This window comes from Novosphingobium sp. GW835-FHT14H07, from assembly GCF_058793515.1.
Window position 1 is genome coordinate 92,813 of record NZ_JBXAFX010000004.1, and the last position, 25,288, is coordinate 118,100.

General features: G+C 64.4%; 27 protein-coding genes and 1 tRNA gene. 13 read left to right on the forward strand and 15 right to left on the reverse strand.

What is annotated here, in order from left to right; all coding sequences use genetic code 11:
* Nucleotides 1–19 precede the first annotated feature (19 nt).
* The 3 genes from AC1Q5P_RS05420 to AC1Q5P_RS05430 are packed head-to-tail and all read right to left on the reverse strand — an operon-like array spanning nucleotide 20 to nucleotide 1,878.
* Nucleotides 20–595, reverse strand: coding sequence for an LptA/OstA family protein (locus tag AC1Q5P_RS05420; RefSeq protein ID WP_492518371.1), 576 nt, complete (start codon nucleotides 593–595; stop codon nucleotides 20–22).
* A complete protein-coding gene (gene lptC, locus AC1Q5P_RS05425) occupies nucleotides 592–1,236 on the reverse strand; it encodes an LPS export ABC transporter periplasmic protein LptC (protein WP_492518372.1) in 645 nt (214 codons plus the stop codon). Before lptC ends, AC1Q5P_RS05420 begins: the two co-directional genes overlap by 4 nt.
* A gap of 24 nt (nucleotides 1,237–1,260) precedes the next feature.
* Nucleotides 1,261–1,878, reverse strand: a complete 618-nt coding sequence (locus AC1Q5P_RS05430; RefSeq protein ID WP_492518373.1) for a ribonuclease D — start codon at nucleotides 1,876–1,878, stop codon at nucleotides 1,261–1,263.
* Between the two features lie 111 nt (nucleotides 1,879–1,989).
* Between AC1Q5P_RS05430 and cysD the strand changes: the two genes are divergently transcribed.
* Genes cysD through AC1Q5P_RS05445 form a run of 3 tightly spaced genes read left to right on the forward strand, consistent with a single transcriptional unit; the run spans nucleotide 1,990 to nucleotide 5,236 of the window.
* Nucleotides 1,990–3,009 carry a sulfate adenylyltransferase subunit CysD gene (gene cysD, locus AC1Q5P_RS05435; RefSeq protein ID WP_492518374.1) on the forward strand — a complete coding sequence of 340 codons (1,020 nt, stop codon included), beginning with the start codon at nucleotides 1,990–1,992 and terminating at the stop codon, nucleotides 3,007–3,009.
* Nucleotides 3,009–4,931 (forward strand): sulfate adenylyltransferase subunit CysN, encoded by a 1,923-nt coding sequence (gene cysN, locus AC1Q5P_RS05440; protein WP_492518375.1) that lies wholly within the window; start codon nucleotides 3,009–3,011, stop codon nucleotides 4,929–4,931. The genes cysD and cysN overlap by 1 nt, the downstream gene beginning before the upstream one ends.
* A 32-nt stretch (nucleotides 4,932–4,963) precedes the next feature.
* The gene (locus AC1Q5P_RS05445; RefSeq protein WP_039337221.1) at nucleotides 4,964–5,236 is read left to right on the forward strand and encodes a DUF2061 domain-containing protein; all 273 of its coding nucleotides are present in this window, start codon (nucleotides 4,964–4,966) and stop codon (nucleotides 5,234–5,236) included.
* A gap of 4 nt (nucleotides 5,237–5,240) precedes the next feature.
* On the opposite strand, the gene AC1Q5P_RS05450 is transcribed toward AC1Q5P_RS05445, so the two are convergent.
* Nucleotides 5,241–6,545, reverse strand: coding sequence for a UDP-glucose dehydrogenase family protein (locus tag AC1Q5P_RS05450; protein ID WP_492518376.1), 1,305 nt, complete (start codon nucleotides 6,543–6,545; stop codon nucleotides 5,241–5,243).
* A 98-nt stretch (nucleotides 6,546–6,643) separates the two neighbouring features.
* Between AC1Q5P_RS05450 and ung the strand changes: the two genes are divergently transcribed.
* The gene (gene ung, locus AC1Q5P_RS05455) at nucleotides 6,644–7,342 is read left to right on the forward strand and encodes a uracil-DNA glycosylase (protein WP_492518377.1); all 699 of its coding nucleotides are present in this window, start codon (nucleotides 6,644–6,646) and stop codon (nucleotides 7,340–7,342) included.
* A gap of 51 nt (nucleotides 7,343–7,393) precedes the next feature.
* On the opposite strand, the gene AC1Q5P_RS05460 is transcribed toward ung, so the two are convergent.
* From AC1Q5P_RS05460 to ileS, 3 genes are read right to left on the reverse strand one after another with little or no spacing between them, the layout of a single operon-like run.
* Nucleotides 7,394–7,807: a DUF3035 domain-containing protein gene (locus AC1Q5P_RS05460; protein ID WP_427465615.1), complete on the reverse strand. Its 414-nt coding sequence runs from the start codon at nucleotides 7,805–7,807 to the stop codon at nucleotides 7,394–7,396.
* A complete protein-coding gene (lspA, locus tag AC1Q5P_RS05465; protein ID WP_427465613.1) occupies nucleotides 7,807–8,325 on the reverse strand; it encodes a signal peptidase II in 519 nt (172 codons plus the stop codon). The genes AC1Q5P_RS05460 and lspA overlap by 1 nt, the downstream gene beginning before the upstream one ends.
* Entirely contained in the window at nucleotides 8,325–11,153 is a 2,829-nt protein-coding gene (gene ileS / locus AC1Q5P_RS05470; protein ID WP_492518378.1) for an isoleucine--tRNA ligase, read from the reverse strand. The genes lspA and ileS overlap by 1 nt, the downstream gene beginning before the upstream one ends.
* 97 nt (nucleotides 11,154–11,250) lie before the next feature.
* On the opposite strand from ileS, the gene AC1Q5P_RS05475 reads away from it, so the two are divergent.
* Entirely contained in the window at nucleotides 11,251–11,715 is a 465-nt protein-coding gene (locus AC1Q5P_RS05475) for a cupin domain-containing protein (RefSeq protein WP_492518379.1), read from the forward strand.
* Here AC1Q5P_RS05475 and AC1Q5P_RS05480 read toward each other — a convergent pair.
* Genes AC1Q5P_RS05480 through AC1Q5P_RS05505 form a run of 6 tightly spaced genes read right to left on the reverse strand, consistent with a single transcriptional unit; the run spans nucleotide 11,712 to nucleotide 15,602 of the window.
* Nucleotides 11,712–12,635 (reverse strand): bifunctional riboflavin kinase/FAD synthetase, encoded by a 924-nt coding sequence (locus AC1Q5P_RS05480; RefSeq protein WP_492518380.1) that lies wholly within the window; start codon nucleotides 12,633–12,635, stop codon nucleotides 11,712–11,714. The two genes, AC1Q5P_RS05475 and AC1Q5P_RS05480, sit on opposite strands and share 4 nt — an antisense overlap.
* A complete protein-coding gene (locus AC1Q5P_RS05485) occupies nucleotides 12,632–13,129 on the reverse strand; it encodes a dihydrofolate reductase (RefSeq protein WP_492518381.1) in 498 nt (165 codons plus the stop codon). The genes AC1Q5P_RS05480 and AC1Q5P_RS05485 overlap by 4 nt, the downstream gene beginning before the upstream one ends.
* A complete protein-coding gene (locus tag AC1Q5P_RS05490; protein WP_492518382.1) occupies nucleotides 13,126–14,184 on the reverse strand; it encodes a 5-(carboxyamino)imidazole ribonucleotide synthase in 1,059 nt (352 codons plus the stop codon). Before AC1Q5P_RS05490 ends, AC1Q5P_RS05485 begins: the two co-directional genes overlap by 4 nt.
* On the reverse strand, nucleotides 14,184–14,669 hold the full coding sequence (gene purE, locus AC1Q5P_RS05495) for a 5-(carboxyamino)imidazole ribonucleotide mutase (protein ID WP_492518383.1): 486 nt from the start codon (nucleotides 14,667–14,669) through the stop codon (nucleotides 14,184–14,186). The genes AC1Q5P_RS05490 and purE overlap by 1 nt, the downstream gene beginning before the upstream one ends.
* A 32-nt stretch (nucleotides 14,670–14,701) precedes the next feature.
* Nucleotides 14,702–15,388, reverse strand: coding sequence for a 2,3-diphosphoglycerate-dependent phosphoglycerate mutase (gene gpmA, locus AC1Q5P_RS05500; RefSeq protein WP_039337234.1), 687 nt, complete (start codon nucleotides 15,386–15,388; stop codon nucleotides 14,702–14,704).
* 46 nt (nucleotides 15,389–15,434) lie between these two features.
* Nucleotides 15,435–15,602 carry a hypothetical protein gene (locus AC1Q5P_RS05505; protein ID WP_169745743.1) on the reverse strand — a complete coding sequence of 56 codons (168 nt, stop codon included), beginning with the start codon at nucleotides 15,600–15,602 and terminating at the stop codon, nucleotides 15,435–15,437.
* 151 nt (nucleotides 15,603–15,753) lie between these two features.
* Between AC1Q5P_RS05505 and AC1Q5P_RS05510 the strand changes: the two genes are divergently transcribed.
* Nucleotides 15,754–15,828, forward strand: a tRNA-Thr gene (locus AC1Q5P_RS05510).
* A gap of 109 nt (nucleotides 15,829–15,937) precedes the next feature.
* Nucleotides 15,938–16,912, forward strand: coding sequence for a PAS domain-containing protein (locus tag AC1Q5P_RS05515; protein WP_492518384.1), 975 nt, complete (start codon nucleotides 15,938–15,940; stop codon nucleotides 16,910–16,912).
* On the opposite strand, the gene AC1Q5P_RS05520 is transcribed toward AC1Q5P_RS05515, so the two are convergent.
* Entirely contained in the window at nucleotides 16,913–17,203 is a 291-nt protein-coding gene (locus AC1Q5P_RS05520) for a GNAT family N-acetyltransferase (RefSeq protein WP_039337238.1), read from the reverse strand.
* Nucleotides 17,204–17,266: 63 nt separating this feature from the next.
* On the opposite strand from AC1Q5P_RS05520, the gene AC1Q5P_RS05525 reads away from it, so the two are divergent.
* Both AC1Q5P_RS05525 and AC1Q5P_RS05530 read left to right on the forward strand, forming a co-directional pair.
* On the forward strand, nucleotides 17,267–18,283 hold the full coding sequence (locus tag AC1Q5P_RS05525) for a threonine aldolase family protein (protein WP_427465597.1): 1,017 nt from the start codon (nucleotides 17,267–17,269) through the stop codon (nucleotides 18,281–18,283).
* Nucleotides 18,280–19,218 (forward strand): DMT family transporter, encoded by a 939-nt coding sequence (locus AC1Q5P_RS05530; protein WP_492518385.1) that lies wholly within the window; start codon nucleotides 18,280–18,282, stop codon nucleotides 19,216–19,218. The genes AC1Q5P_RS05525 and AC1Q5P_RS05530 overlap by 4 nt, the downstream gene beginning before the upstream one ends.
* Here AC1Q5P_RS05530 and AC1Q5P_RS05535 read toward each other — a convergent pair.
* Complete coding sequence (locus AC1Q5P_RS05535; RefSeq protein ID WP_492518386.1) at nucleotides 19,128–19,976, reverse strand: Rossmann-fold NAD(P)-binding domain-containing protein; 849 nt, start codon at nucleotides 19,974–19,976, stop codon at nucleotides 19,128–19,130. The two genes, AC1Q5P_RS05530 and AC1Q5P_RS05535, sit on opposite strands and share 91 nt — an antisense overlap.
* Nucleotides 19,977–20,032: 56 nt before the next feature.
* On the opposite strand from AC1Q5P_RS05535, the gene pepN reads away from it, so the two are divergent.
* The 4 genes from pepN to AC1Q5P_RS05555 all read left to right on the forward strand — a co-directional run bounded on the left by pepN (nucleotide 20,033) and on the right by AC1Q5P_RS05555 (nucleotide 25,178).
* Nucleotides 20,033–22,684: an aminopeptidase N gene (gene pepN, locus AC1Q5P_RS05540; RefSeq protein WP_492518387.1), complete on the forward strand. Its 2,652-nt coding sequence runs from the start codon at nucleotides 20,033–20,035 to the stop codon at nucleotides 22,682–22,684.
* Nucleotides 22,681–23,442, forward strand: a complete 762-nt coding sequence (gene pgeF / locus AC1Q5P_RS05545) for a peptidoglycan editing factor PgeF (protein ID WP_492477228.1) — start codon at nucleotides 22,681–22,683, stop codon at nucleotides 23,440–23,442. The genes pepN and pgeF overlap by 4 nt, the downstream gene beginning before the upstream one ends.
* Nucleotides 23,443–23,446: 4 nt before the next feature.
* Nucleotides 23,447–24,076 (forward strand): glutathione S-transferase, encoded by a 630-nt coding sequence (locus tag AC1Q5P_RS05550; protein ID WP_492477227.1) that lies wholly within the window; start codon nucleotides 23,447–23,449, stop codon nucleotides 24,074–24,076.
* Between the two features lie 226 nt (nucleotides 24,077–24,302).
* Nucleotides 24,303–25,178, forward strand: a complete 876-nt coding sequence (locus AC1Q5P_RS05555) for an OmpA family protein (RefSeq protein WP_062346536.1) — start codon at nucleotides 24,303–24,305, stop codon at nucleotides 25,176–25,178.
* The last annotated feature ends 110 nt before the right edge of the window (nucleotides 25,179–25,288 follow it).

The following is a 25,288-nucleotide window of genomic DNA, read 5'->3' on the forward strand; positions in this document are numbered from 1 at the left end:
GGACGCCCGAACCGTTGCCTCAGTTCTTGTTGCGGACGTTGAAAGTGCCGGTCACGCGCCCGCCGCTGCCGCCAGCGGCTCCCCCGCCGGAACGACCGTCCACGCTGGAAAGGCCCGAATCGAGATCGATCACCAGTCTTCCGCCGTTCAGCGTATCGCCGTTGCGGCGCAGCGCCACGTTCCCGGTCATGGTGATGATGTTGCGATTGAAATCGTAGACAGCAACGTCGCCGCGCGCGCTTTCACCGCCACGATTTACCTGCACGCCGCCTGTGGCATCGATCCGTTCGATCTGGATATCGCCCGCGTTGCTGTATGCCACCGTGGTGCGGGCCGCCTGGATGCGCAGGTCCGATTGGGTGATGTCGACGCTGCCCGAAAGGACGACGCGCTTGGCCTTGTCCTGCACTTCGATGCGGTCGGCGGCATAGTTGACCGGAGCCTTGCTGTCATGCCCGGCGATGCCTTGCGCTGCGAGGTGCTGCGCGCCCGCAACAAGTGCGGCCGAGCCGGCAAATCCGATTGCGACCCAACGCAAGGGGCGAGCGGAACGGATGATCTCGCCGGTGGTCTTTTGCACAGTGGTCTTCGTCATGGCATCTGCATCCTGCCCGGGACCATGCGGAGGCGGGCGTTTCCATCAAGCGTTACAGTACGTTCCGAAAGATCGGCATGAATGCGGTCGGCAGAAAAGGTTCCGGCGGGAATCCGCCCTTCGACCGGCCCACGACTCCTGAGGAGCTTGGCGCCGAGGTCGATATCGACGTTCGTCGCGGTCATGCGGTAGCCGTCCGAGGTCTGGAAGTTGATCGGCCCGACAATGTCGACGATCTCCTTGCCGAAGTCGTAGTTGCCCTTGCCTGCGGTAAGCAGCGCCGGCCCCTCATCAAGCATGATGCGCGCCGTCAGCTGGTCGAGCTGGATCAGGGGCTTTTCCTTGGTTTTCTGCACTGCCGATCCGGCCGTGATCGAGAAGTTGCGACCGTCGTCGTCCTGCCCGCGGTACATCGCGCTCGATACCTGCATGCGCTCGTTCAAAACGGCGACCTTGCGCCGGTCAAGCAGGAAGCTGATCTCGCCGCGCGGAGAAAGCGGTGCGATGATCATTACTGCCAGCAGTGCCCCGACCAAGGCTGGCAGGGCGCGAGCAAGCAAATGCACCAGGCGATCATGAAACCCGCCCGGCGCGGCAAAGCCACGGCGCTGCGTACGGATCATGTCGGCCTGGACGGTCATCGCGGCGCCTTGCCCTGCCTTGCCTTACTCGTGGCTGAAGATGTCACGCTCTGCCCAACCGGCAAGATCGAGCCGGGCCCGCATCGGCAGGAAATCGAAGCAGGCCTGCGCCATCACGGTGCGGCCCTCGCGCTCCAGACGCTCGACGAGGATCGCGTGCATGGCATGGAGGTGGCGCACGTCGGATGCGGCGTATTCCTGCTGCGCATCGGACAGCACCGGCCCACCCCAGTCGCTCGACTGCTGCTGCTTGGAGATTTCCTTTCCGAGCAGTTCGCGCACCAGGTCCTTGAGGCCGTGGCGATCGGTATAAGTCCGGACCAGCTTCGAGGCGATCTTGGTGCAGAACACCGGCGCCGCGACCACGCCGAGGTAATGCTCGATCGCGGCAAGGTCGAAGCGGGCGAAGTGGTACAGCTTGACCCGCGAAGGATCGGCCAGGACAGCCTTCAGATTGGGCGCCGCATAGCTGCTGCCCGGTGAGAAGCGGACGAGGTGTTCGTCGCCCTGCCCGTCCGAAATCTGCACGACGCAAAGGCGATCACGCGGTGTGATCAACCCCATCGTCTCGGTATCGACGGCGACGGCACCCGGCGCAAGCACGCCTTCGGGGAGGTCTTCTTCATGGAAATAAACGGCCATTCCTGTCGCTTAGGGCGTTGGGCAAGGACCCGCAAGCTTTCAGTCCCGCCCAGACAAGTGCAAGGAGGAAAAGACGTGGCCCGTCACGACCGCCAAGTTGGCGTTTGCGGCATGAAAGTATTGTATCGCGGCCATGCTCCCAGATGGGAGCGCACCACACGCGGTGAATCGCGCAAGGAACGCTCACGCAATTACGGAGCGAGAGCCGTGGCACTGGACGCCAAGACCCTGACCCATCTAGAACGCCTTGAATCCGAGGCGATCCACATCATGCGCGAGGTCGTCGCCGAGGCGACCAATCCCGTCATGCTCTACTCCGTCGGCAAGGACAGCGCGGTCATGCTGCACCTTGCCCGCAAGGCGTTCTATCCCTCGCCGCCGCCGTTCCCGCTGCTGCATGTCGATACCACCTGGAAGTTCCAGGACATGTATGCCCTGCGCAACAAGATGGCGGTCGAGAGCGGCATGGAACTGCTCATCTACCAGAATCCCGAAGCTGCCGAGAAGGGCATCAATCCGTTCGATCACGGCGCGCTCCACACCGACATGTGGAAGACGGAAGGGTTGAAGCAGGCGCTCGACAAGTACGGCTTTGACGCGGCCTTCGGCGGCGCACGGCGTGACGAGGAAAAGAGCCGCGCCAAGGAGCGCATCTTCTCCTTCCGTACTGCCAGCCACGGCTGGGACCCGAAAAACCAGCGCCCCGAATTGTGGAACCTCTACAACGCCCGCAAGAACAAGGGCGAGAGCATTCGCGTGTTCCCGATCTCGAACTGGACCGAGCTTGATATCTGGCAGTACATCCACCTCAACGACGTGCCGATCGTCCCGCTCTACTTTGCCGACGAGCGTCCGACTTATGAGTGGGAGGGCCAGCTGTTCATGGCCGACGACATTCCGCGTCTGGAAAAGGTGCTGGGCTATCGCCCCGAAATCACCATGAAGTCGGTCCGCTTCCGCACCCTTGGCTGCTTCCCGCTGACCGGCGCGGTGGAGAGCACCGCCAAGACGCTGCCTGAAGTGATCCAGGAAACCCTGCTCACCACCACCAGCGAACGTCAGGGTCGCGTGATCGACAAGGATGCCGGTGGCGCCGGCATGGAAGTGAAGAAGCAGCAGGGGTATTTCTGATGAGCACGCAGGACGTTATCTATCAGACCGACGCCCTCATCGCCGAGGACATCAACGCCTATCTGGACCAGCATCAGCACAAGACCATGCTGCGCTTCATCACCTGCGGGTCGGTGGACGATGGCAAGTCCACCCTTATCGGGCGCCTGCTCTATGATTCGAAGATGATCTTCGAGGACCAGCTGGCCGCACTCGAGAACGATTCGAAGAAGGTCGGCACGCAAGGTCAGGAAATCGACTTCGCGCTGCTCGTCGACGGTCTCGCTGCCGAGCGCGAGCAGGGCATCACCATCGACGTTGCCTATCGCTTCTTCAACACCGAGAAGCGCAAGTTCATCGTCGCCGATTGCCCCGGCCACGAACAGTACACCCGCAACATGGTCACCGGCGCATCCACCGCCGACCTTGCCGTGATCCTGATCGATGCGCGCAAGGGCGTGCTGGTGCAGACGCGCCGCCATTCCTACCTGTGCCACCTGATCGGCATCCGCAATATCGTTCTGGCCGTGAACAAGATGGATCTGGTTGACTACGACCAGCAAGTGTTCGACGCCATCGTCAAAGAATATGCGGAATTCGCCAAGTCCATCGGGATCGAGAGCTACACCGCGATGCCGATCTCCGGCTTCAAGGGCGACAACATCACGACGCGCTCGGCCAATACGCCCTGGTATCAGGGCCCCACGCTGGTCGATCACCTTGAAACCGTGGAAGTTCTTTCCTCGGTCGATGCCGACAAGCCCTTCCGCATGCCGGTGCAGTGGGTCAACCGCCCCAACCTCGATTTCCGCGGCTTCTCCGGCTTGATCGCCACTGGTTCGGTCAGGCCGGGCGATGAAATCCGCGTCCTTCCGTCCGGCAAGACCAGCAAGGTCACGCGCGTCGTCACGCTGGATGGGGACCTCGAACAGGGCGTTGCAGGCCAGTCGGTCACACTGTGCCTGGCCGACGAGGTCGACTGCTCGCGCGGCGACGTGATCAGCCTTGCCGACAATCCGCCTCAGGCCGCCGACCAGTTCGAAGCGACGCTCGTCTGGCTCAACGACGAAGCCATGCTGCCGGGTCGCGCCTACTGGCTCAAGCTCGCCACGCAGACCGTCTCGGTCACGGTGCAGCAGCCGAAATACGTCGTGAACGTCAACACGATGGAGCATCTTGCGGCCAAGACGCTCGAGCTCAACGCAATTGGCGTGGCCGAGATCGCCACCGACAAGCCGATCGTTTTCGAGGCCTACAACGATGGCCGCACGCTCGGCGGCTTCGTGCTGATCGACAAGATGAGCAATGCCACCGTCGCTGCCGGCATGCTCAACTTCAGCCTGCGCCGGGCCCAGAACGTGCACTGGCAGGCATTGGACGTGAGCCGCGAGGCCCACGCCACGCTCAAGAATCAGAGCCCCAAGGTGCTGTGGTTCACCGGCCTTTCCGGTTCCGGCAAATCCACCATCGCCAACATGGTCGAAAAGCGCCTGCACGCGCTCGGCAAGCACACCTTCCTGCTCGATGGCGACAACGTGCGCCACGGGCTGAACAAGGACCTGGGCTTCACCGAGGCCGACCGCATCGAGAACATCCGTCGCGTCGGCGAAGTCGCCCGCCTGATGACCGACGCCGGCCTGATCGTGCTCACCGCTTTCATCAGCCCGTTCCGGGCCGAGCGCGAAATGGTCCGCAGTCTGATGGCCGACGGCGAGTTCGTCGAAATCTTCGTCGACACGCCACTCGAAGTGGCAGAAGCCCGTGACGTGAAGGGCCTCTACAAGAAGGCGCGTTCCGGCCAGCTCAAGAACTTCACCGGGATCGACAGCCCCTACGAAGCGCCTGAGGCTCCCGACTTCCGCGTGGATACGACCGCCGAGTCGCCCGAAGATGCCGCCGAACGCATCGTGAATGCGCTTCTCGGGTGGGCCCCGACCATTTAAGCAATCGTCTCTGGCCGGGAGGGAAACCGCCAATGATTCTGTTTCATGGACACGAGGCGCACGCCCGTTCGATCGTCAAGGCGATCAGCTGGCGTACCTTGGGCAGTATCGATACGTTTTTGCTCGGCTGGCTGTTCACCGGCAGCATGAAGGCTGCCGGGGCCATTGCCGGCACCGAGGTGATTACCAAGATTGGACTCTATTACTTCCACGAGCGCGTGTGGAGTTCAATCCACTGGGGCACTCAGCGTCCCCCGGTGGAAGAGGAGGACGCTGCAATCAGCGCCGAGGCAGGCTTGGTCTGACCCCTCAGACCCGGCCGATGCTGCTGTAGGCAAAGCCTGCAGCACGCGCCTCGGTCGGGTCATAGACATTACGCAGATCCACCAGCACCGGCGCGTTCATAAGGCTCTTCACCCGCGCAAAATCCAGCGCGCGGAACGCATCCCATTCGGTGACAAGGGCAACCGCGTCGGCCCCTGCAACGGCTGCATATGTAGATGCCGCCATGGTCACCTCAGGCAGGATCTCTGCTGCGGCGTCCATGCCTTCCGGATCGTAGGCCACAACTTCGGCCCCCGCATCCAGCAACGTCTGCACGATCGCGATCGAGGGCGCATCGCGCATGTCGTCGGTGTTGGGCTTGAACGTCAGGCCCAGCAGCGCCACGCGCTTGCCGCGCGCATCGCCGCCCAGCGCCTCGATCACCTTGCGGCCCATTGCGCGCTTGCGGCTGTCGTTCACCTTGACCACTGCTTCGACCAACCGCACCGGGCTGTTGTAATCCTCCGCCGTCTTGAGCAGCGCCAGAGTGTCCTTGGGGAAGCACGACCCGCCATAGCCCGGCCCCGCATGCAGGAATTTCGACCCGATGCGATTGTCGAGGCCGATACCCCGCGCCACGTCCTGCACATCGCCGCCGACCTTTTCGCACAGGTCTGCCATCTCGTTGATGAAGGTGATCTTGGTGGCAAGAAAGGCATTGGCGGCGTACTTGATCAGCTCGCTGCTGCGGCGCGAAGTAAACAGGATCGGCGCGCGGTTGAGAAACAGCGGGCGATAGACCTCGCGCATCACGCCACGCGCCCATTCCTCCTCGGCACCGATGACGATACGGTCGGGCCGCTTGAAATCGCCGATGGCGGCGCCTTCACGCAGGAATTCCGGATTGGATACCACGGCGAATTTCACATCGGTTCCGCTCTCGCGAATGATCCGCTCCACCTCGTCGCCGGTGCCCACCGGCACGGTCGACTTGGTTACGACAACGGTCGGCGTCCTGATGTTTTCCGCAAGCTCCTGGGCCACGGCATAGACATAGGTCAGGTCGGCGTGCCCGTCGCCCCGGCGCGAGGGCGTGCCGACTGCAATGAAGATCGCAGCAGCATCTTCGATGGAACTGGCAAGATCAGTCGAGAACGACAGGCGCCCGGCCTTGACGTTGGCGGCGACCAGTTCGGCCAAGCCTGGTTCGTAGATCGGCATGACGCCGGAGCGCAGTCGCTCGATCTTGCTCTCGTCCTTGTCGATGCAGACCACGTCGTGGCCGAAATCGGCAAAGCAGGCTCCCGAAACCAGCCCGACATAGCCCGAGCCAACCATTGCGATCTTCATCAAAGCACTCCGTACAGCCCTGCGCTGTTAGCAAGCACTGGCCCATCCCGGAACCCTGCTTGCGGGCGCGCCTCCTAACCGTCTAACCTTGCCGGAACATGACTAGCATTTCCCTGCCCGAAAGCTGGCTGCCGAGCCTCGAACCGGTCCTGCAATCCCCTCCCTTGCGCGACCTCGACGCTTTCCTCGACGCCGAAGAACGCATCGGCAAGGAGATCTATCCACCGCGCGATGCGCGCCTCGCCGCGCTGGAGCTGACGCCGCTCGATCAGGTGCGCGTGGTCATCCTCGGGCAGGACCCGTACCACGGTCCGGGACAGGCGCACGGTCTGGCTTTCTCCGTCCGGCGTGGCGTCAAGATTCCGCCAAGCCTCGTGAACATCTACAAGGAACTCGAAGCCGACCTTGGCATCCCGCGCGCAGGCCACGGCAATCTCACGCGCTGGGCGCAGCAAGGCGTGCTCCTGCTCAACAATGCGCTGACAGTCGAGGCAGCAAACGCTGGCTCGCATCAGGGCAAGGGCTGGGAACTGCTCACCGATGCCGCAGTCGAAGCCGTCGCCTCGCGGCCCGAGCCCACCGTCTTCATGCTGTGGGGCAGCCATGCGCAGAAGAAGGCAGCGCGCATCGCCGCGCTGCGGAGCGGCCCGCATCTCGTGCTCAAGGCCCAGCACCCCAGCCCGCTTTCGGCCTACAAGGGCTTTTTTGGATCGAAACCCTTCAGCCAGGCCAATGCCTTCCTTCAGGCCCATGGGCGCGGCGCGATAGACTGGCGCCTCCAGGAAACCCTGTTCTGACGCAAAAAGCCCCGCCACAGCGGGGCTTTCGCATCGGGCTCGGGCCGAAGCTCAGCCCGGGATCGAAGCGGACGCTGCCTGACCGTCACCTTCCGGCGCGGCAAGGATGTCGCGCACGACCTGGCCCTTGGCCACGGTCTGCGTTGCCGGATCACCCACGGTCGAACGGATCGAGGCTGCTGCGGTACCCGCACGGTTGAGCGCGTCGGTCTCCACGCTGGAACGTGCCGAAGGACCGCCGAACAGGGTTTCCAGCGTCTGCTTGCCGGTTTCCGAATCCTGCGGACGCGGCGCGCCGGGGCTCGGCGGGGTCAGCGCGAAATCGGGCGGCACGACCAGCGGCGCGGCGCGCGTCACGGCCATTTCGTCAGGACGGTCACGGTTGAACAGCGAACCGCCGCCACCGCAGGCCGACAGAAGAGTCGCCGCCGAGACGACAAGGGCAAGGGCGGCAGCTTTACGCATCATGCATTCTCCGTGGCGGTATGGTCGCCGCTATCGTTTGGCTTTTCGCGCGATTTGAACGAGCGGGCAAGCAGTATCAGGACACCGAACGTGATCGCCACGTCGGCCAGATTGAAGATGGCGAAAGGCCGCCATTCGCCGATGTGCAGGTCGGCATAGTCGATCACATAGCCCAAGGTCAGCCGGTCATAGATATTGCCCAGCGCCCCGCCCAGCACGAGCCCAAGCGCAAGAATGTCACCGCGCAAGGTCTCGCGCAGCATCCACACCGTCACGCCCAGCGCAATCAGTGCCGTCACGATGATCAGACCGTACCGCATCTCCATCGACGTTGCCGTGAACATGCCGAACGAAACGCCATAGTTCTCGGCATAGCGCAGGTCGAAGAACGGCAGCAGGTCTATCACCCCCAGATCGCGCAGCATCAGCGGGCCCACCATGACCGCCTTGACGATCCGGTCGACCACAGCAACCAGCAGCGCCAGGCCCAGGCCCTCGATGCGCGGACGGGTCAGCATCAGGCCGCTGCACCTGCGTCAATGGCCATCACGACCTCGTCGCAACGATCGCACAGCGCTCCGTCTTCCGTGACTTCCGGAAGCAGGCGCCAGCAACGGCCGCACTTGTGGTCGGTGGAACGGGTGACAATCACGTGACTGCCCTGCCCGCGATTGACTGTCGCGGTGATGAACAGCTCTGCCAGATCAGCCTCCGGCGCGCCTTCCGGCACGGTCACAACCGCTTCGAGGCCGGAGCCCAGCACCTTTTCGCGGCGCAGCGGCTCGATGGCTTCGTTCACCGTCTGGCGCAGCGCGCGAAGTTTGCTCCAGCGCGCTTCGTCCACCGAAACGGCAGGCACCTCAGGCCATTCCAGCAAATGCACGCTGTCGCTACCCGGATAGCGCGACTGCCACACTTCCTCAGCCGTGAACACCAGCACCGGCGCGCCATAGCGGACCAGCGCGTGGAACAACGTGTCGAGCACGGTGCGATAGGCGCGGCGCTTCGGGTCCGAAGGTGCGTCGCAGTAGAGGCAATCCTTGCGGATATCGAAGAAGAACGCCGAAAGGTCCTCGTTGCAGAAATCGGTCAGCGCGCGGACATAGGTGTTGTAGTCGAAGTCCTCGACCGCCTGCTTCAGCGTGGCGTCCAGCTTGCCGAGCAGGCCGAGCATGTACTGCTCCAGCTCGGGCATCTCCGCAACCGGCAGCCGCTCGGCCTCGCTGAAACCGTCCAGCGCGCCCAGCAGGTAGCGATAGGTGTTGCGCAGCTTGCGGTACTGGTCGGCAACGCCCTGGAGGATTTCCTTGCCGATGCGGTGGTCCTCGGTGAAATCGACCGAGAGCGCCCAGAGCCGCAGGATATCCGCGCCGTAATCGCGCATCAGGTCGATCGGGCTGATCGTGTTGCCCAGGGACTTGGACATCTTCATGCCCTTCTGGTCCATGGTGAACCCGTGCGTCAGCACGCCCTTGTAGGGCGCATGGCCGCGCGTTGCGCAGGATTCGAGCAAGGACGACTGGAACCAGCCACGATGCTGGTCCGACCCTTCAAGGTAGAGGTCGGCACGCGGGCCGGTCCAGCCTTCGGGACGCAGCAGATCGGGCCAGCGCCCGGATTCCAGCACGAAGGCATGGGTGGAGCCGGAATCGAACCACACGTCGAGAATGTCGGTGACGCGCTCGTAGTCCTCGAGCTTGTACTTGTCGCCCAGGTACTCCTGCGCCCGCTCCTCGTCCCACGCATCCACGCCCTCGGCCATGACCGCGGCGACGATGCGCGCGTTGACGTCGGGATCGTTGAGGTATTGGCCGGTCTTGCGATCGACGAACAGCGTGATTGGCACGCCCCACGCGCGCTGGCGCGACAGCACCCAGTCCGGGCGGCCTTCAACCATCGCGCCGATGCGATTGCGGCCCTTTTCGGGCACGAAGCGGGTGTCGGCGATGGCCTTGGTGGCCTTCTCGCGCAGCGTGCCGCCCTCGGCCTCGCGATCCATCGGCACGAACCACTGCGGCGTGCAGCGATAGATCACCTTGGCCTTCGAACGCCACGAATGCGGATAGGAATGCTTGTAGTCGGCAGACGCCGCCAGCAACCCGCCCGCCTCGCGCAGGTCCGAACAGATCGGCCCATCGGGCGCGTTGAACTTGGGGTTGATGACCGATCCCTGCCCGCCGAGCCAGCCCCAGTCCTCACGATACTTGCCATCGCCCTGCACCGCGAAGACCGGCTCGATCCCGTGCGCCTTGCACAGCGCAAAGTCGTCCTCGCCATGATCGGGCGCCATGTGGACAAGCCCGGTGCCGCTGTCGGTGGTGACGAAGTCGCCGGGAAGCATAGGACGCGGCTTGGCGAAGAACCCGCCGAGCGCGTGCATCGGGTGGCGGCAGATGGTTCCGGCGAGGTCGGAGCCTTTGCCGCGCCAAGTAACATTAGTCAGAGGATCTTGATCGCCCCAGACGTCCTTGCCTTCCCACAAACGACAAATGAAATCACGCAACAAAGGCTCTGCGACAATGACGTCCCAACGACCTCCAGATGTTGAAACGGCGATTGTGTATGCAACATACTCAACCTCAGGCCCATAAGCCAAAGCCTGGTTCACCGGGATCGTCCACGGGGTCGTCGTCCAGATCACCGCATGCGCGCCGACCAGTTCCGCAATCGGCGACTCAACAATCTCGAACGCCACATCGATCTGGGTCGAGACGATATCCTCGTACTCCACCTCGGCCTCGGCCAGCGCGGTCTTTTCGACCGGGCTCCACATCACCGGCTTGGCCCCGCGATAGAGCTGGCCGCTTTCGGCAAACTTCAGCAGTTCGCGCACGATGGTGCCCTCAGCCTGGCTGTCCATCGTCAGGTAGGGGTTGTCCCAATCGCCATTGATGCCAAGGCGCTTCAGCTGCTCGCGCTGCACGTCGACCCACTTCTGGGCATAGGCGCGGCATTCGGCGCGGAATTCCTTCGGCGGAACCTCGTCCTTGTTCTTCTTCTTCTTGCGGTACTCTTCCTCGACCTTCCACTCGATGGGCAGGCCGTGGCAGTCCCAGCCGGGCACATAGGGCGCGTCCTTGCCCAGCAGCGACTGGGTGCGGCAGACCATGTCCTTGAGGATATGGTTCAGCGCATGGCCGATGTGCATGTCGCCATTGGCATAGGGCGGGCCGTCATGGAGGATGAACTTCTCGCGACCGGCGCGCGCCTCGCGCAGCTTCCGGTAAATCCCCTCATCCTGCCAGCGCGAAAGAATGACCGGCTCCTTCTGGGGGAGGCCAGCCTTCATCGGGAAATCGGTCTTCGGCAGGAAGACAGTCGGGCGGTAGTCGCGTTGCTCGGTCATGACCGGCGGGCACTAGAGCAATTGCGCGCGTTGGGGAAGTGGCGAGACTTCGGCCATCTCGCTATCGTCGGCGGAAGTGTCAGGCAGGAGCTACCCCATGCCCAAGATCGATCTCGAAGCCATTCCGCAGAGCAATGCGACCGGCTACCCGGCTCCATTCGATGCTGCGGTCGAAGGCCGCTGGTGGCGCAGGCTCGCTCCAGCCGCAGGTCTCACCGATTTCGGCGCAAGCCATGTCGTGCTCAAGCCCGGCGCTTGGTCAAGCCAGCGCCATTGGCATCGCGACGAGGATGAGTTGCTGGTGATGATCGCGGGCGAAGCCGTGCTGGTCGAGGATAACGGTCGCACCGTAATCCGCCCCGGCAATGTCGTGGCATGGGCCAAAGGCATCGAAAACGGCCACCACCTGATCAACGAAAGCGCGAACGATTGCGTGTTTGTCTGCATCAGCGGGGGTGATCGCGATGGCGGGGGTGCCTATTCCGATATCGACATGACATTCAGCGCCGATGGATACTTCCACAAGGATGGCACGCCCTATCCCGCCGAGCGATTGCCCTAAGCCAGCAACCGCCGCGCCTCGTCGCAATCCCGCCCCATCTGCGCCACCAGCGCCTCAAGGCCATCGAACTTCGCCTCGGGCCGCAGGAAGTGGTGGAACGCCACCTCGATCTCCTGCCCGTAGAGATCGCCCGAGAAATCGAAGAAGTGCGGCTCGAGCAGCTCCTTGGGCGGATCGAACGTCGGGCGGATTCCAAGGTTCGCCGCGCCTTTGAGCACGCACCCGTCAGGCAGGCGCCCCGTCACCGCATAGATGCCGTAACGCGGACGCAGATACATGCCGATGTCGAGGTTGGCGGTGGGGAAATTGATCGTGCGGCCCAGCTTGTCGCCATGCTGAACCATGCCACGGATCGCGAATGGCCGCGTCAGCAGCTTCGTCGCCGTCTCGCAGTCGCCTGATTTCAAAGCCTCGCGAATGCGGCTCGATGAGACGACCTCGCCCTCCAGCGTGACCGGCCCCACCGCGCGCGCCGTCAGGCCAAAGCGCGGCCCCTCTTGGCGCAGCACTTGCGCATTGCCGCTGCGGCCCTTGCCGAAGGTGAAGTCCTCGCCCGTCACCACGCCGACCGCGCCAAGATGCCCGACCAGCCCCGCCTCGATCCATTCGAGCGCGGTCATCCCGGCAACGTCCGCGCCGAAGTGGATCACCAGCATGGCATCTGCCCCCGCCGCACCGAACAGCTCCTGCCGCTGGTCGAGCGTGGTCAGGCGGAACGGCTCGGCATCGGGCTTGAAATGGCGCACCGGATGCGGATCGAACGTCGCTACGATCGCCGGACGCCCTTCCGCCTTGGCCCAACGGATCGCCTCACCCACCACCGCCTGGTGGCCAAGATGAAACCCGTCGAAATTGCCCAGCGCGACAATCCCGCCACGCATCGCTTCCGGAACCGGCTGCAGACTGTCGAGACGAATCATGCGTCCGCCCTGGCGTACGTGACGAAATCGAAAGCGGGTCTCTCAGCCTGCGCCGGATGCACTTCGCGCGATACCTCTGTCCACTCCTGTCCGAGCGGCTCCATCACGGTATCACCCTCGAACAGCCCACGTACTTCCGTCAATTCCACCCGTTCGGCAAGGGGCATGAACAGGCGGTACATCTCCGCCCCGCCGACGACGGCAACCTCGCCCTCACCCGCCAGCGTCAGAGCCTGCTCCACGCTCGTCGCCACTTCGGCACCTTCGGCGTTCCAACCGGCATCGCGCGTCAGCACGATGTGGCGACGTCCGGGCAGCAACCCTGGCAGGCTCTCGAAGGTCTTGCGCCCCATGATCATCGGCTTGCCAAGGGTCAGCGCCTTGAACCGCTTGAGATCGGCGGGCAGGCGCCACGGCAGGCCATTGTCCTTGCCGATCACGCCGTTGTCGGCGCGGGCATAGATCAGGAACAGCCCAGCCCTGATTGCGCTCACAGCACCAGCCGCGTCACGTGGCCCATCTTGCGCCCGGGCCGCACCGCCGCCTTGCCGTAAAGGTGCAGGTGGTTGGCAGGGTCGGACAGGATCGCGGGCCAATCGTGCGCATCGTCACCAATCAGGTTGTCCATGACCACGCCCTTGGCCGCCAGCGCGGTCGAGCCCAGCGGCAGCCCGCAGATCGCGCGCACGTGGTTCTCGAACTGGCTGGTGAGCGCGCCCTCGATGGTCCAGTGTCCGGAATTGTGCACGCGCGGCGCCATCTCGTTGAACACCGGGCCGTCAGCCGTCGCAAAGAACTCCAGCGTCAGCACGCCGACATAGCCCAGCGCATCGGCCACCTTCGCCGCCAGCGCCCGCGCCTCTTCCACTTGCGCCAGAATGACCGGCGATGCAGGTACGGTGGAGCGATCCAGAATGCCGCCCTTGTGCACGTTCTCGGCGCTGTCCCAGAAGCGCACTTCGCCCGCTTCCGTGCGCACGAGGATCACCGAGAACTCAGCGTCGAAGGTCACGAAGCCTTCGTAGATCAACGGCTTGCCGGGCAGTTCAACGGCCTCGGCATCAGAAGCCTGCACGATCCGCCACTGGCCCTTGCCGTCATAGCCATCGCGCCGTGTCTTGAGGATCCCCGGCGCGCCGATACTGGCCACCGCCGCGCGCAAGTCCTCCATCGAATCGACCTTGGCCCAGGGAGCAGGCCGCCCGCCGAGTGCTTCGACGAACGACTTCTCGTTCACGCGGTCCTGCGCCACTTCCAGCGCCCTGGCCGGAGGATGGAGCGGCGCATGGGCCGTCACTGCCGCCAGAGGCGTTGCCGCCACGTTCTCGAACTCGTAGGTCACGACCGCGCATTGTGCAGCGAATGCCGCCAGCGCCGGCTCGTCGTCGTACTCGCCTTGCGTGAATGCGGCGCAGACATCGGCGGCAATCGAATCCGCTTCCGGCGCATAGACGTGGCAGCGATACCCCAGGTACGCCGCCGCCAGCGCAATCATCCGGCCCAGCTGGCCGCCACCGAGGATGCCGATCGTCTCGCCGGGGGGGATCATCAGACCGGCCGCTCCGCCACCGAATCGGTCTGCGCGGTGCGGAAGGCAATCAGCCGCTCGGCCAGCGCCGCGTCAGACGTCGCCAGGATCGACGCTGCAAAAATGCCCGCATTGGTCGCGCCCGGCACGCCGATGGCCAGCGTCCCGACCGGAATGCCGCCCGGCATCTGCACGATCGACAGCAGCGAATCCATGCCTTTCAGCGCCTTGGATTCGACCGGCACGCCCAGCACCGGCAGATGGGTCATCGAAGCGACCATGCCCGGAAGGTGCGCCGCACCACCAGCGCCGGCGATCACCACCTTGAAGCCTTCGGCATGCGCGCCCTTGGCAAAGCTCACCAGCCGATCGGGCGTGCGGTGCGCCGAGACGATGCGGCATTCATGTGCCACGCCGAGCTTTTCCAGCACGGCAGAGGCGTTCTTCATCGTCTCCCAGTCGGACTGGCTGCCCATGACGATGGCGACCAAAGGCTTGTCAGTCATCTCCCCTGCCCCCTTCAGGCTTGCCGAAGCGCTCAGCGCTCCGAGAGGTAATAGCGTTCGATCTCGGCAAGGTTGTCGTCGAGTTCATAGACGATCGGCTGGCCGGTCGGAATCTCGAGGCCGGTGATGTCCTCGTCCGAAATGCCGGACAGGTGCTTGACCAGCGCGCGCAAGGAATTGCCGTGGGCCGAGACGATAACCGTCTCACCGGCACGCAGCGCAGGCGCGATCTTCTCTTCCCAGCACGGCAGCACGCGCGCGATGGTATCCTTGAGGCTTTCGGTCGAAGGCACCGCGATCCCGGCATAGCGCGGGTCGGACGACAGATCGAATTCGCTGCCTGCTTCCAGCACCGGCGGCGGCACGTCAAAGCTGCGGCGCCAGACCTTGACCTGATCGTCGCCATGCTTGGCCGCGGTCTCGGCCTTGTCGAGCCCGGTCAGGCCGCCATAGTGCCGCTCGTTCAGGCGCCAGTCCTTGTCTTCCTGCACCCACAGACGGCCGGCAGCCTCAAGCGCCAGATGCAGCGTCTTGATCGCGCGGGTCTGCAGCGACGTGAAGGCCAGCGTCGGCAGCACGCCCTTGTCCTTGAGCAGCTTGCCTGCGGCGAAGGCTTCGGCCGCACCCTTCTCGGTCACGTCGACGTCCCACCAGCCGGTGAAGCGGTTCTCGAGGTTCCACTGCGACTGGCCGTGGCGAATCAGGATCAGGCGGGGCATCAGGGCATCCTGTAACTGACTTTAAGAAGGAACCGCGCCCCTAGCGTCAGGCGGCCGAATTGGAAAGCCCGGTTTCCGGCGAATCGGGCGATTCGGACTCGGATCCGCTGGCAGATCCCATGGCACGTGCCTGTGCCTTGCGGCGCTTGAGGTTCTCGCGCAGCCGCGCCGCCAGCCGCTCTTCGCGCGTCATCGGGGTTTTTGCATCGTTCATGGCACCCGATTGCCGGTATCGCCGACCAACTGCAAGACTTGAAGGCATTGCGCCGGAACGTCGCTTGACAAAGGGTCATGCCCCCGTCATTAGCGCGCCCCTGCCCACCCCGCCGGTTCGCCGGTGAGAAGTGGCCAAGCGGAAATGGTGTGCTGCTGTAGCTCAGTGGTAGAGCGCATCCTTGGTAAGGCTGAGGTCGGGAGTTCAATCCTCCCCAGCAGCACCATTTCCCCGCAGACACAGCATGGTCTGCCGCAAAAACTTACTTTTGATATATGGAACCTGCCGTAGCGCTGCGGCTTTATGCTGTATTGAACGCGCGTGGGGGCTCCCGGATGCTGTCTAGAGCAGAACTCTCTCCTGAAAGCCTGTCCCACGTCCTTGAACAGAGCACCGATTGCGTAAAGCTGGTCGATCCGCAGGGCAACTTGTTGTGGATGAATCCCAACGGCCTTTGCGCGATGGAAATCGAGGACTTCGACTTACTTAGCGGTCAGGAGTGGGCGGCACTCTGGCCGGAGGATGCCCGCCCGGTGATCCGTTCTGCCCTGGCCGACGCCAGCGCAGGCGGCGTCGTGCGCCTCGAGGCGTTCTGCCCCACCGCCAAGGGCACGCCTCGCTGGTGGGAAGTCAGCCTTTCCGCGGTTCGCGCCCCTGATGGCGAACACGCCGGCTACATCTCCATCTCGCGCGACGTCAGCCAGCTGCATGCCGATCGCGAGGCGCTGAAGATCCTGCTGTCGGAAATGCGCCACAGGCTGAAGAACAGCTTCGCCATGGTCTGCGCCATGTTGCGCACGGTTGCTCGCGGAAACGAGACCCACACGGAGTTTGCCAGCGACATGGTCGCGCGGATCTCGGCCCTTGCCACCGCACAGACCCTGTTTGACGGCGAGACCGACCAATCCGACCTGCATGATCTGCTCTCCACGCTGATTCTCCCCTTTCGCACGGCACAGGGCACGCGGGTCGAGCTTGATTGCGCCGCCAGCCAGGAGGTTGATCGGCGGGAGGCCGACGTGATCTCGCTGGTCGTGGGGGAGTTGACCGTCAATTCCACCAAGCACGGTGCCATCGGGCACGGTGGCAGCATCGCGCTTGACGCGCGCACTGAAGGCGAGGGACTGGAGACGCGCCACGTTATCGTCTGGCAGGAACAGTCCGATCGCCCTGTGGTCGCCAGAACACGCTCGGGCGGACAGGGGCTGACCCTGATCGAGCGGATCTGCGCCGCCCGCGGAGGCACGTTCAGCATCGAGTGGCAGGACAGCGGCCTAGCCGCCATGCTGTCCCTGCCGAGGATAGCCTGATCAGGCCCTGAGGTCGGCCCACTCCGGATGGCGGCGAAACGCCGCTTCCACATAGCTGCACTGTGGCACGATCCTGAAGCCGAACTGCCGCGCGTCTTTCACCAGCGCCTTGACCAGTTCGCCCGCCACCCCGCGACCGCCGATTTCGGTGGGCACCAGAGTATGGTCGGCCACCACCACGTCACCGTTCCGCTGATACGTCAGCCGCCCGATTGCGTCGCTGCCTTCGACCTTGGCGTGGTATTCCCCGCGCGCGCCCTGATCGAGATGAGTGATGCTGACGTCGGCCATTGTGCTTCCTGTCCTTTTGTGACTGCTTGACCCGAAACGCCGCTCCCGACATTGCGGTTTCCGATGAAATTTCTCTCCGACAACACCGCCGCTGTCCACCCCGCGGTCTGGGATGCCATGCGTGCCGCCGATGCGCCCGATTCGGGCTATGACGGCGATGCCCTCTCGCAGCGCATGGACGAGGCTTTCTCCGAGCTTTTCGGCACCGAATGCACCGCGCTGTGGGTCGCCACCGGCACAGCGGCCAACTGCCTGGCGCTCGCCGCGATGGTGCCACCCCACGGCGGCGTGGTCTGCCACCGCGAGGCGCATATCGAGATGGACGAAGGCGGCGCGCCCGGCTTCTATACCCACGGTGCCAAGCTGATGCTGGCCGAGGGCGAAGGCGCGAAGCTGACCTCGCAGGCGATCGAGCGCGTGATCGACCCCATCCGCAACGACGTACACCAGGTCCAGCCGCACGCCATATCGATCACGCAGGCCACCGAATATGGCCGCGTCTATACGCCAGAGGAAGTCGCCCGCATCGGCTCGCTGGCGCAAGGGCGCGGCCTTGGCCTGCACATGGACGGGGCGCGCTTTGCCAATGCCGTTGCGCATCTGGGCTGCCACCCGGCCGAAGTCACTGCGCAGGCCGGCGTCGACGTGCTGACCTTCGGCTGCGTCAAGAATGGCGGCATGAACGCCGAGGCGCTGGTATTCTTCGACATGGAACTTGCCGATGTTGTCCGTTACCGCCGCAAGCGCGCCGGGCACCTGCAATCGAAGGGTCGCTACCTTGCCGCGCAGGTCCTCGCCATGATCGAAAATGACCTGTGGCTCGACAATGCGCGCGCCGCCAATGCCGCCGCGCAGGAAATCGCGCAGGCCTGCGGATCGCGCGTGTTCCATGCCGTCGAAGCGAACGAGATCTTCGTGGTACTTTCGCCGGCCGAGCAAGCGACACTGCGCGCGCAGGGCTTCGACTTCTACGACTGGACGGCACCCGAAGGTGCCCCGGGCGCCGCGCGCCTTGTCACCGCCTGGAACACCGACCCGGCCCACGCCTCCGCGCTTGCCCGCGCCATCTCCGCGCTGTGACCGAGACGGGACAAGCGGGACACGAATTGCCCGGACAGGCGAAGTTCTGGCAATGGGACGTTGCCGGGCCGTTCTTCCTCGTCGCGTTGATCTGGGGTTCGACCTGGCTGGTGATCAAGGACCAGATCGGCAGCGTGCCGCCAAGCTGGTCGGTGACCTGGCGCTTTACCGCAGCCGCCATCGGCATGGCGGCGCTTGCGCTGGTCCGGCGCGAATCCTTGCGCGTTTCGGACAGCACGCTGAAAGTCGCAGCGCTGCTGGGCCTGCTTCAGTTCGTCATGAACTTCCAATTCGTGTACCGCGCTGAACATCACCTCACCTCGGGCATCGTCGCGGTGTTTTTCGCGTTGCTGATTGTGCCCAATTCGCTGCTTGCTTGGATCGTGCTCAAGCAGCCGGTGACGCGCGGCTTCCTCGTCGGATCGGCGGTGGCGGGGGCGGGCATCGCCCTCCTGCTGCTGCACGAATACCGCATGGCCCCGCCCGAGGGACAAGTCCTGACCGGCATTGCCCTCACCACCGCCGCGCTGTTCAGCGCTTCGTCCGCCAACGTGTTGCAGGCCAGCCCCATGGCCCGCGGCACGCCGATGATCCCCATGCTGGCCTGGGCAATGCTGTTCGGCGCGGCCATGGACGGAGCTTTCGCGTGGGCCGTCGAGGGTCCGCCGCAGTTCGACATGCGTCCCGGCTACATCTTTGGCGTGCTGTACCTTGGTCTGATCGGCTCAGTGGTCAGCTTCCCGCTCTACTTCCGCCTGCTTCAGCGCCTCGGCGCAGGGCGCGGGGCCTACAACGGCGTGCTGGTGCCGGTCGTCGCGATGCTGCTTTCCACCGCGTTCGAAGGCTATCGCTGGTCGGTTCTGGCGCTTGCTGGCTCGGCACTGGCGATGCTCGGCCTCGTGCTGGCGCTAAGGGCCCGCAGCCCATCGCGATAGGTCGGATAGGCAGGCTTCCACCCGAGCAGCCGCTTGGCCTTGCCGTTCGCCACGCGCCGGTTCTCGGCATAGAACGCCAGAGCCATCGGCGAAAGGTTCGCCTCCTCAAGCGATTGCATCGGCGGCGGCGCAACGCCCAGCAGCCGCGCTGCCTCCTCGATCACCGCGTTCTGGCTGCAGGGTAGATCATCGGCGAGGTTGTAGACGCCGGCAGGCCCGGCAAACCCCGCGATGACGCCGCTGGCAATGTCGTCGACATGGATGCGGCTGAACACTTGCCCGGGAATATCAATGCGATGCGCCTTGCCCTCGGCCACCCGCTCCAACGCACTGCGCCCCGGCCCGTAGATGCCGGGCAGGCGGTACACCCGCACCTTGGGCGATAGCGCCTGCCAGTCGAGGTCCGCCTGCGTCCGCGCCGAACGCCTGCCAGTGCCGACCCCTGAGCTTTCGTCCACCCAGGCCCCGCCCGCATCGCCATAGACGCCGGTCGAAGACAGGTAGCCGATGGCCTCGAGCGGCGCGGCAGCAATCGCCCCGCCATAGGCCTGCAATACCGGATCGCCGCCCTCTCGCAGGGGTGGAACGGAGGACAGCACGTGCGTTGCCCGTGCCAGCGTGGCCTCGATCAAGGCCTTGTCACCAAAGGCGATATCGCCTGCGCTGCCCGTGCCCCGCACCGTCCAGCCCTGCGCCCGCAGCCGCGCCGCAATCACCTGCGCGGTGTAACCCATTCCGAAGATCAGCAAGTTTCCCATCAAAAGCCTGATAACCGCGATTGCCCCGCCGCGCACGCGTTCCTAAGTTCAGCCGCATGAACGATCTCTCCGGCCAGCCCGTCGTCGCCCCAACCGTGATCCACCGCGCGGACTATCGCCCGCCCGAATGGCTCGTTCCCGAAATCGCGCTGGATTTCGCGCTTTCGCTGAACGCGACGAAGGTGCAGGCGACCCTGAAGGTGGCGAAAAATCCCGCAGGCACAGACACTTCGCTTTTGCGCCTCAACGGCGATGCCATCGAGCCCAAGTCTGTCACGGTAGATGGCCAAGCCCACAATGACTGGCACATGGACGGCGCCGATCTTGTCATCGAACTTCCCGGCGATACCCATGACATCGGTATCGAGACGCTGATCGATCCTTCGGCAAACACCCAGCTTTCAGGGCTTTACGCCTCGAACGGCCTGCTCTGCACCCAGTGCGAGGCCGAGGGCTTCCGCCGCATCACCTTCTTCCCCGACCGGCCCGACGTGCTCTCGGTCTATTCGGTGCGGATGAGCGGAGACAAGGCGCTGTTCCCGGTGCTCCTGTCCAATGGCAACCCCACTGCTGCGGGCGACAATGGCGACGGCACCCACTGGGCAGAGTGGCACGATCCCTGGCCCAAGCCTTCGTACCTGTTCGCGCTGGTGGCCGGTGAATTGGTCGCAAACCGCGATAATTTCACGACAAAATCGGGCCGCAAGGTCAATCTTGCGATCTACGTCCGCCCCGGCGACGAGGAGCGCACCACCCACGCCATGCGCTCGCTCATCGCCTCGATGAAGTGGGACGAGGACGTCTATGGGCGCGAGTATGACCTTGACGATTTCAACATCGTCGCGGTGAGCGATTTCAACGCCGGAGCGATGGAGAACAAGGGCCTTAACGTCTTCAATACGCGCTATATTCTGGCCGATCCCGAGACGGCGACCGATGGCGACTACGACGCGATCGAGGGCGTGGTGGCGCACGAGTACTTCCACAACTGGTCGGGCAACCGCGTGACCTGCCGCGACTGGTTCCAGCTGAGCCTCAAGGAAGGCTTCACTGTCCTTAGAGATCAACAGTTTAGCGCCGATCGCGGCTCCGCGCCGGTCAAGCGGATCGAGGATGTGCGGATTCTGCGCGCCGTGCAGTTCCCTGAGGATTCGGGGCCGCTGGCGCATCCGATCCGACCCGATTCCTATCAGGAAATCAGCAACTTCTACACCGCGACCGTCTACAACAAGGGGGCCGAGGTGATCCGCATGATGACCGTGCTGGCGGGCATGGAGCGGTTCCTGAAGGGCACCACGCTCTACTTCGATCGCCACGATGGAGAGGCGGCGACCTGCGAAGACTTTGTAAAGGCTATCGAAGATGGCGCCGGGCTGGACCTGAAGCAGTTCCGCAACTGGTACGAACAGGCCGGAACCCCGCGCGTGAGCGTTGCCATGACTCTCGATGCGGCAAATCCAACTCTCGAGGGCGAAGCGGCAACTCTCGGAGGCAGAGGGGTAACTCTCACGCTCAAACAGACAACTGCACCCACACCCGGACAGCCGGACAAGAAGCCGTTCGTGATCCCGCTTCGCATCGCGCTGTTCGACCGCGAGACGGGGAAGCACCACGGCGAGGAACTGATCGTCCTGACCGAGCCGGAGCAGTCCTTCACCTTCGAGGGCTTCACCTCGCTCCCCGTCCTTTCCATCAACCGCGGCTTCTCCGCGCCGGTCGAGATCGTGGCGCCGGTGACGACGGAGGACCTCGTCTTCCTCGCCCGCCACGACGACGATCCCTTCGCCCGCTATGAGGCGATGCAGCAGCTGATCGTGCGGCATCTGGTTGGCGCCGTGGCGGGGACGCTGGAGAAGCGCGAGGAATCGCAAGGTGCAATCGGCGCGGCGATGGGCGCGATTCTCGATGACACCGCATTGGACGACCTGATGCGCGGCGAATTGCTGATCCTGCCGGGCGAGGCCTACCTTGCCGAGCAGCTGACCCGCGCCGACCCGACGCGCATCTTTGCCGAGCGCGAGGGGCTCAAGCGCTGGCTGGGCGAGACGCTGAAGGACAAGTGGCTGGCCCTGCACGAACGCGTCTCTGCCGTGCCCTACAGCCTTGCCGCCGAGGCGCGGGGCGCGCGCAAGTGCAAGACGCAGGCGCTCGTCTATCTCGGGGCCGCCGATCCCGCCGAAGCCGCACGCCGCGCCAAGGCGCAGTACGATGCCGCCACCAACATGACCGACCGCCAGGGCGCGCTCATGGTGCTGTGCAGCCTCGAATGCCCCGAGCGCGAAGCGGCGCTGGCCGATTTCCACTCGCGCTTTGCCGGCAACATGCTGGTGATCGACAAGTGGTTCTCGCTGCAGGCAGGCTCGCTCAATCCCAAGGCGACCGAGCATGTGAAGGCATTGGCCGAGCATCCAGACTTCACAATGACCAACCCCAACCGCGTCCGCGCGCTGTGGATGGCGTTTGCGGCCAATGCGCAGGCGTTCCATCGGGAAGGCGGCGAAGGCTATCGCCTGATAGCCGACCTGATCCTGAAGCTGGACCCGATAAACGGCAACGTGGCGGCGCGCTTCGTGCCCTACCTCGGCCGGTGGAAGAAGGTCGAGGAAGGCCGCGCCGCGCTGATGCGGGCCGAGCTGGAGCGGATCGCCGCCGAGCCGACGCTGTCGCGCGATGTGCGCGAGCAGGTGAGCAAGAGTCTGGAGGCGTGAGCGTCGAGGCGCTTACCCATCCGCTTCTCGCTGGCGCCGCCCACGGCTTCCTTGGCCGCAAGGGCGGGGTGAGCACGGGTGACCTTGCGGGGCTCAATGTCAGCTACAGCGAGGATGACCCGGTGCTGACTGCCGAAAACCGCCGACGTGCGGTGGAGGCGGTGCTGCCGGGCGGGACCTTGCAGACCTGCTTCCAGATTCATTCGCCTGACGTGGTGACCGTGACCGAACCTTGGGCCGACGCAGATCGTCCAAGGGCCGATGCCCTGGTAACGGACCGCCCCGGCCTGGTCCTTGGCGTGCTGACCGCAGACTGCGCGCCGGTGCTGTTCGTTGACCAGCGTGCAGGCGTGGTCGGCGCGGCACATGCGGGCTGGAAGGGTGCGTTTACGGGCGTGACCGATGCGACGATTGCGGCGATGGAAGCGCTTGGCGGGAACCGGCAGAACATCGCCGCAGTGGTGGGCCCTTGCATTGCGCAGAAGAGCTACGAGGTGGACGCAGGGTTCGAAGCGCGGTTTCTTGAACAGGCGGGCGAGAACGAGCGCTTCTTCCGGGCCGGGCGCGAGGGCCATGCCTGGTTCGACCTTGAAGGCTATGTCGCCTTGCGCCTGCGCGATGCGGGCCTCACCAAGGTCGGGATGATGGGCGAGGACACGTACGCGCAGGAAGAGCGGTTCTATTCCTTCCGCCGCGCCACGCACCGCCAGGAGCCGGGCTACGGCCGGCAGGTCTCGCTGATCGCCTTGCGCGGCTGAGCCAATGGCATTGCCGGTCCTCTACAGCTTCCGTCGCTGCCCTTATGCGATGCGGGCGCGACTGGCGATTGCGGTCAGCGGCGTGAGCGTGGAGCTGCGCGAGATCAAGCTTTCCGCCAAGCCGCCCGCGATGCTCGAAGCCTCGCCCAAGGGGACGGTGCCGGTGGTGGTCCTTCCCGACGGCGCGGTGATCGAGCAGAGCCTCGACGTGATACACTGGGCGCTCTTGCAGCATGATCCCGAAGGCTGGCTGGAGCGCGACGATGCGGGGCTGATCGCGCGCAACGACGGGCCATTCAAGCATGACCTCGATCGCTACAAGTATCCGGAGCGGCATGACAGCAATGCGCTGGAGCATCGGGAAAGCGGCTTGGCGTTTCTTGCCGATCTGGATTCGCGGCTGGCTGAGCACGGACAACTGTGCGGGAAAGAGCGGGGCCTTGCCGATATGGCCGTGATGCCGTTCGTGCGGCAGTTTGCGGCGACGGACCCTGTCTGGTTCGAGAGCCAGCCTTTGCCGCACCTGCAGCGCTGGCTTTGCGCGCACCTTGAGTCTGCGTTGTTCGCGAGCGTGATGGGCAAGTTCGCGCCTTGGCGCGAGGGCGATTTGCCGGTGGTGTTTCCCTTCCCTTGAGGTGGCGGGCGGCAGCGCTTCTTGCCTACCCCCAACCCCTCCCGCCTGCGGGAGGGTCAAGAAAAAGGGGCTCATTCCGTCCTTCATCAGTGCACGGCCCACTCGGTTCGTCGCACGCTTGGCGCTGCCAGTGCCCGGAATCGGGTTCCCCGGCGGGATCGTTCATCTGCGGGAAAGTTCCGTCGCAACACCGACACCTTTTTGAAGGTCGCAAGGAGCGTTCTCGATGACTACCACTACCCCCCGGCGCGCAAGGCTGATGCTGCTCGCTGCGGCTGCCGCATCGGTTTCCGCCATGGCTGTCGCTCAGCCACAGCAGAACGGGATGCAGGACCCCAACATCATCGTCGAAGGTGAGGTCGTGCCTGATACCTCGGCGATGACCAAGGGCCCCGAGGTCAAGGGTATCATCACCGCGCGCAAGGGCGACAAGATGAAGGTCACTGCCGACGATGGCACCAGCACGATCGTGTTCTTCAACGACGCCACGACGGTGAAGGCCAGCACCGGCCTGTTCGGATCGAAGAAGCTGACGACGGAAAACCTGCTCAATGGCCTGCCCGTGACGGTAAAGACCATGCAGGCGGGCGAGGCGCTGCTGGCCAGCCAGATCACCTTCCGCAACGGTGACTTCAAGACCGCGAAGATGATCCGCAACGGCACCGCGCAAGGCTTTGCCGAACAGACCGCTGCCACTGCCGCGCTCAAGGGCCGCATGGGCGACATCGACAAATACAACATCAAGGCAACGACAAACGTCTACTTCGACACCGGCAAGTACGCGCTGACCCCGCAGGCCAAGGCCGAGCTGTGCCAGACCGCCTCGATGGCAAACGGCACCGAGAACGCGCTGATGCTGGTGGTGGGCTATACCGATTCGGTCGGTGACGAGGAATACAACCAGACCTTGAGCGAGAAGCGCGCCGCCAGCGTGATCAATTTCCTGCAGCAGCAGTGCCGCTGGGCGCCCTACCGCATGCTGACGCCGACCGGCATGGCCGAATCCGATCCGGCGGCGGACAATTCGACCGAGGAAGGCAAGGCGCAGAACCGCCGCGTTGCCGTGAACGTGCTGGTGAGCAAGGCCATCGACGGGCTTTGATCACGTGGGGGCGAGAGGGTGCGTTACACCTCTCTCCTCCCCCTTGCCGTCACCCCGGGCTTTGCCCCGGGGTCCCGCTTCCGGCTTCGGTTGACGCCGTGGCCAAGAAG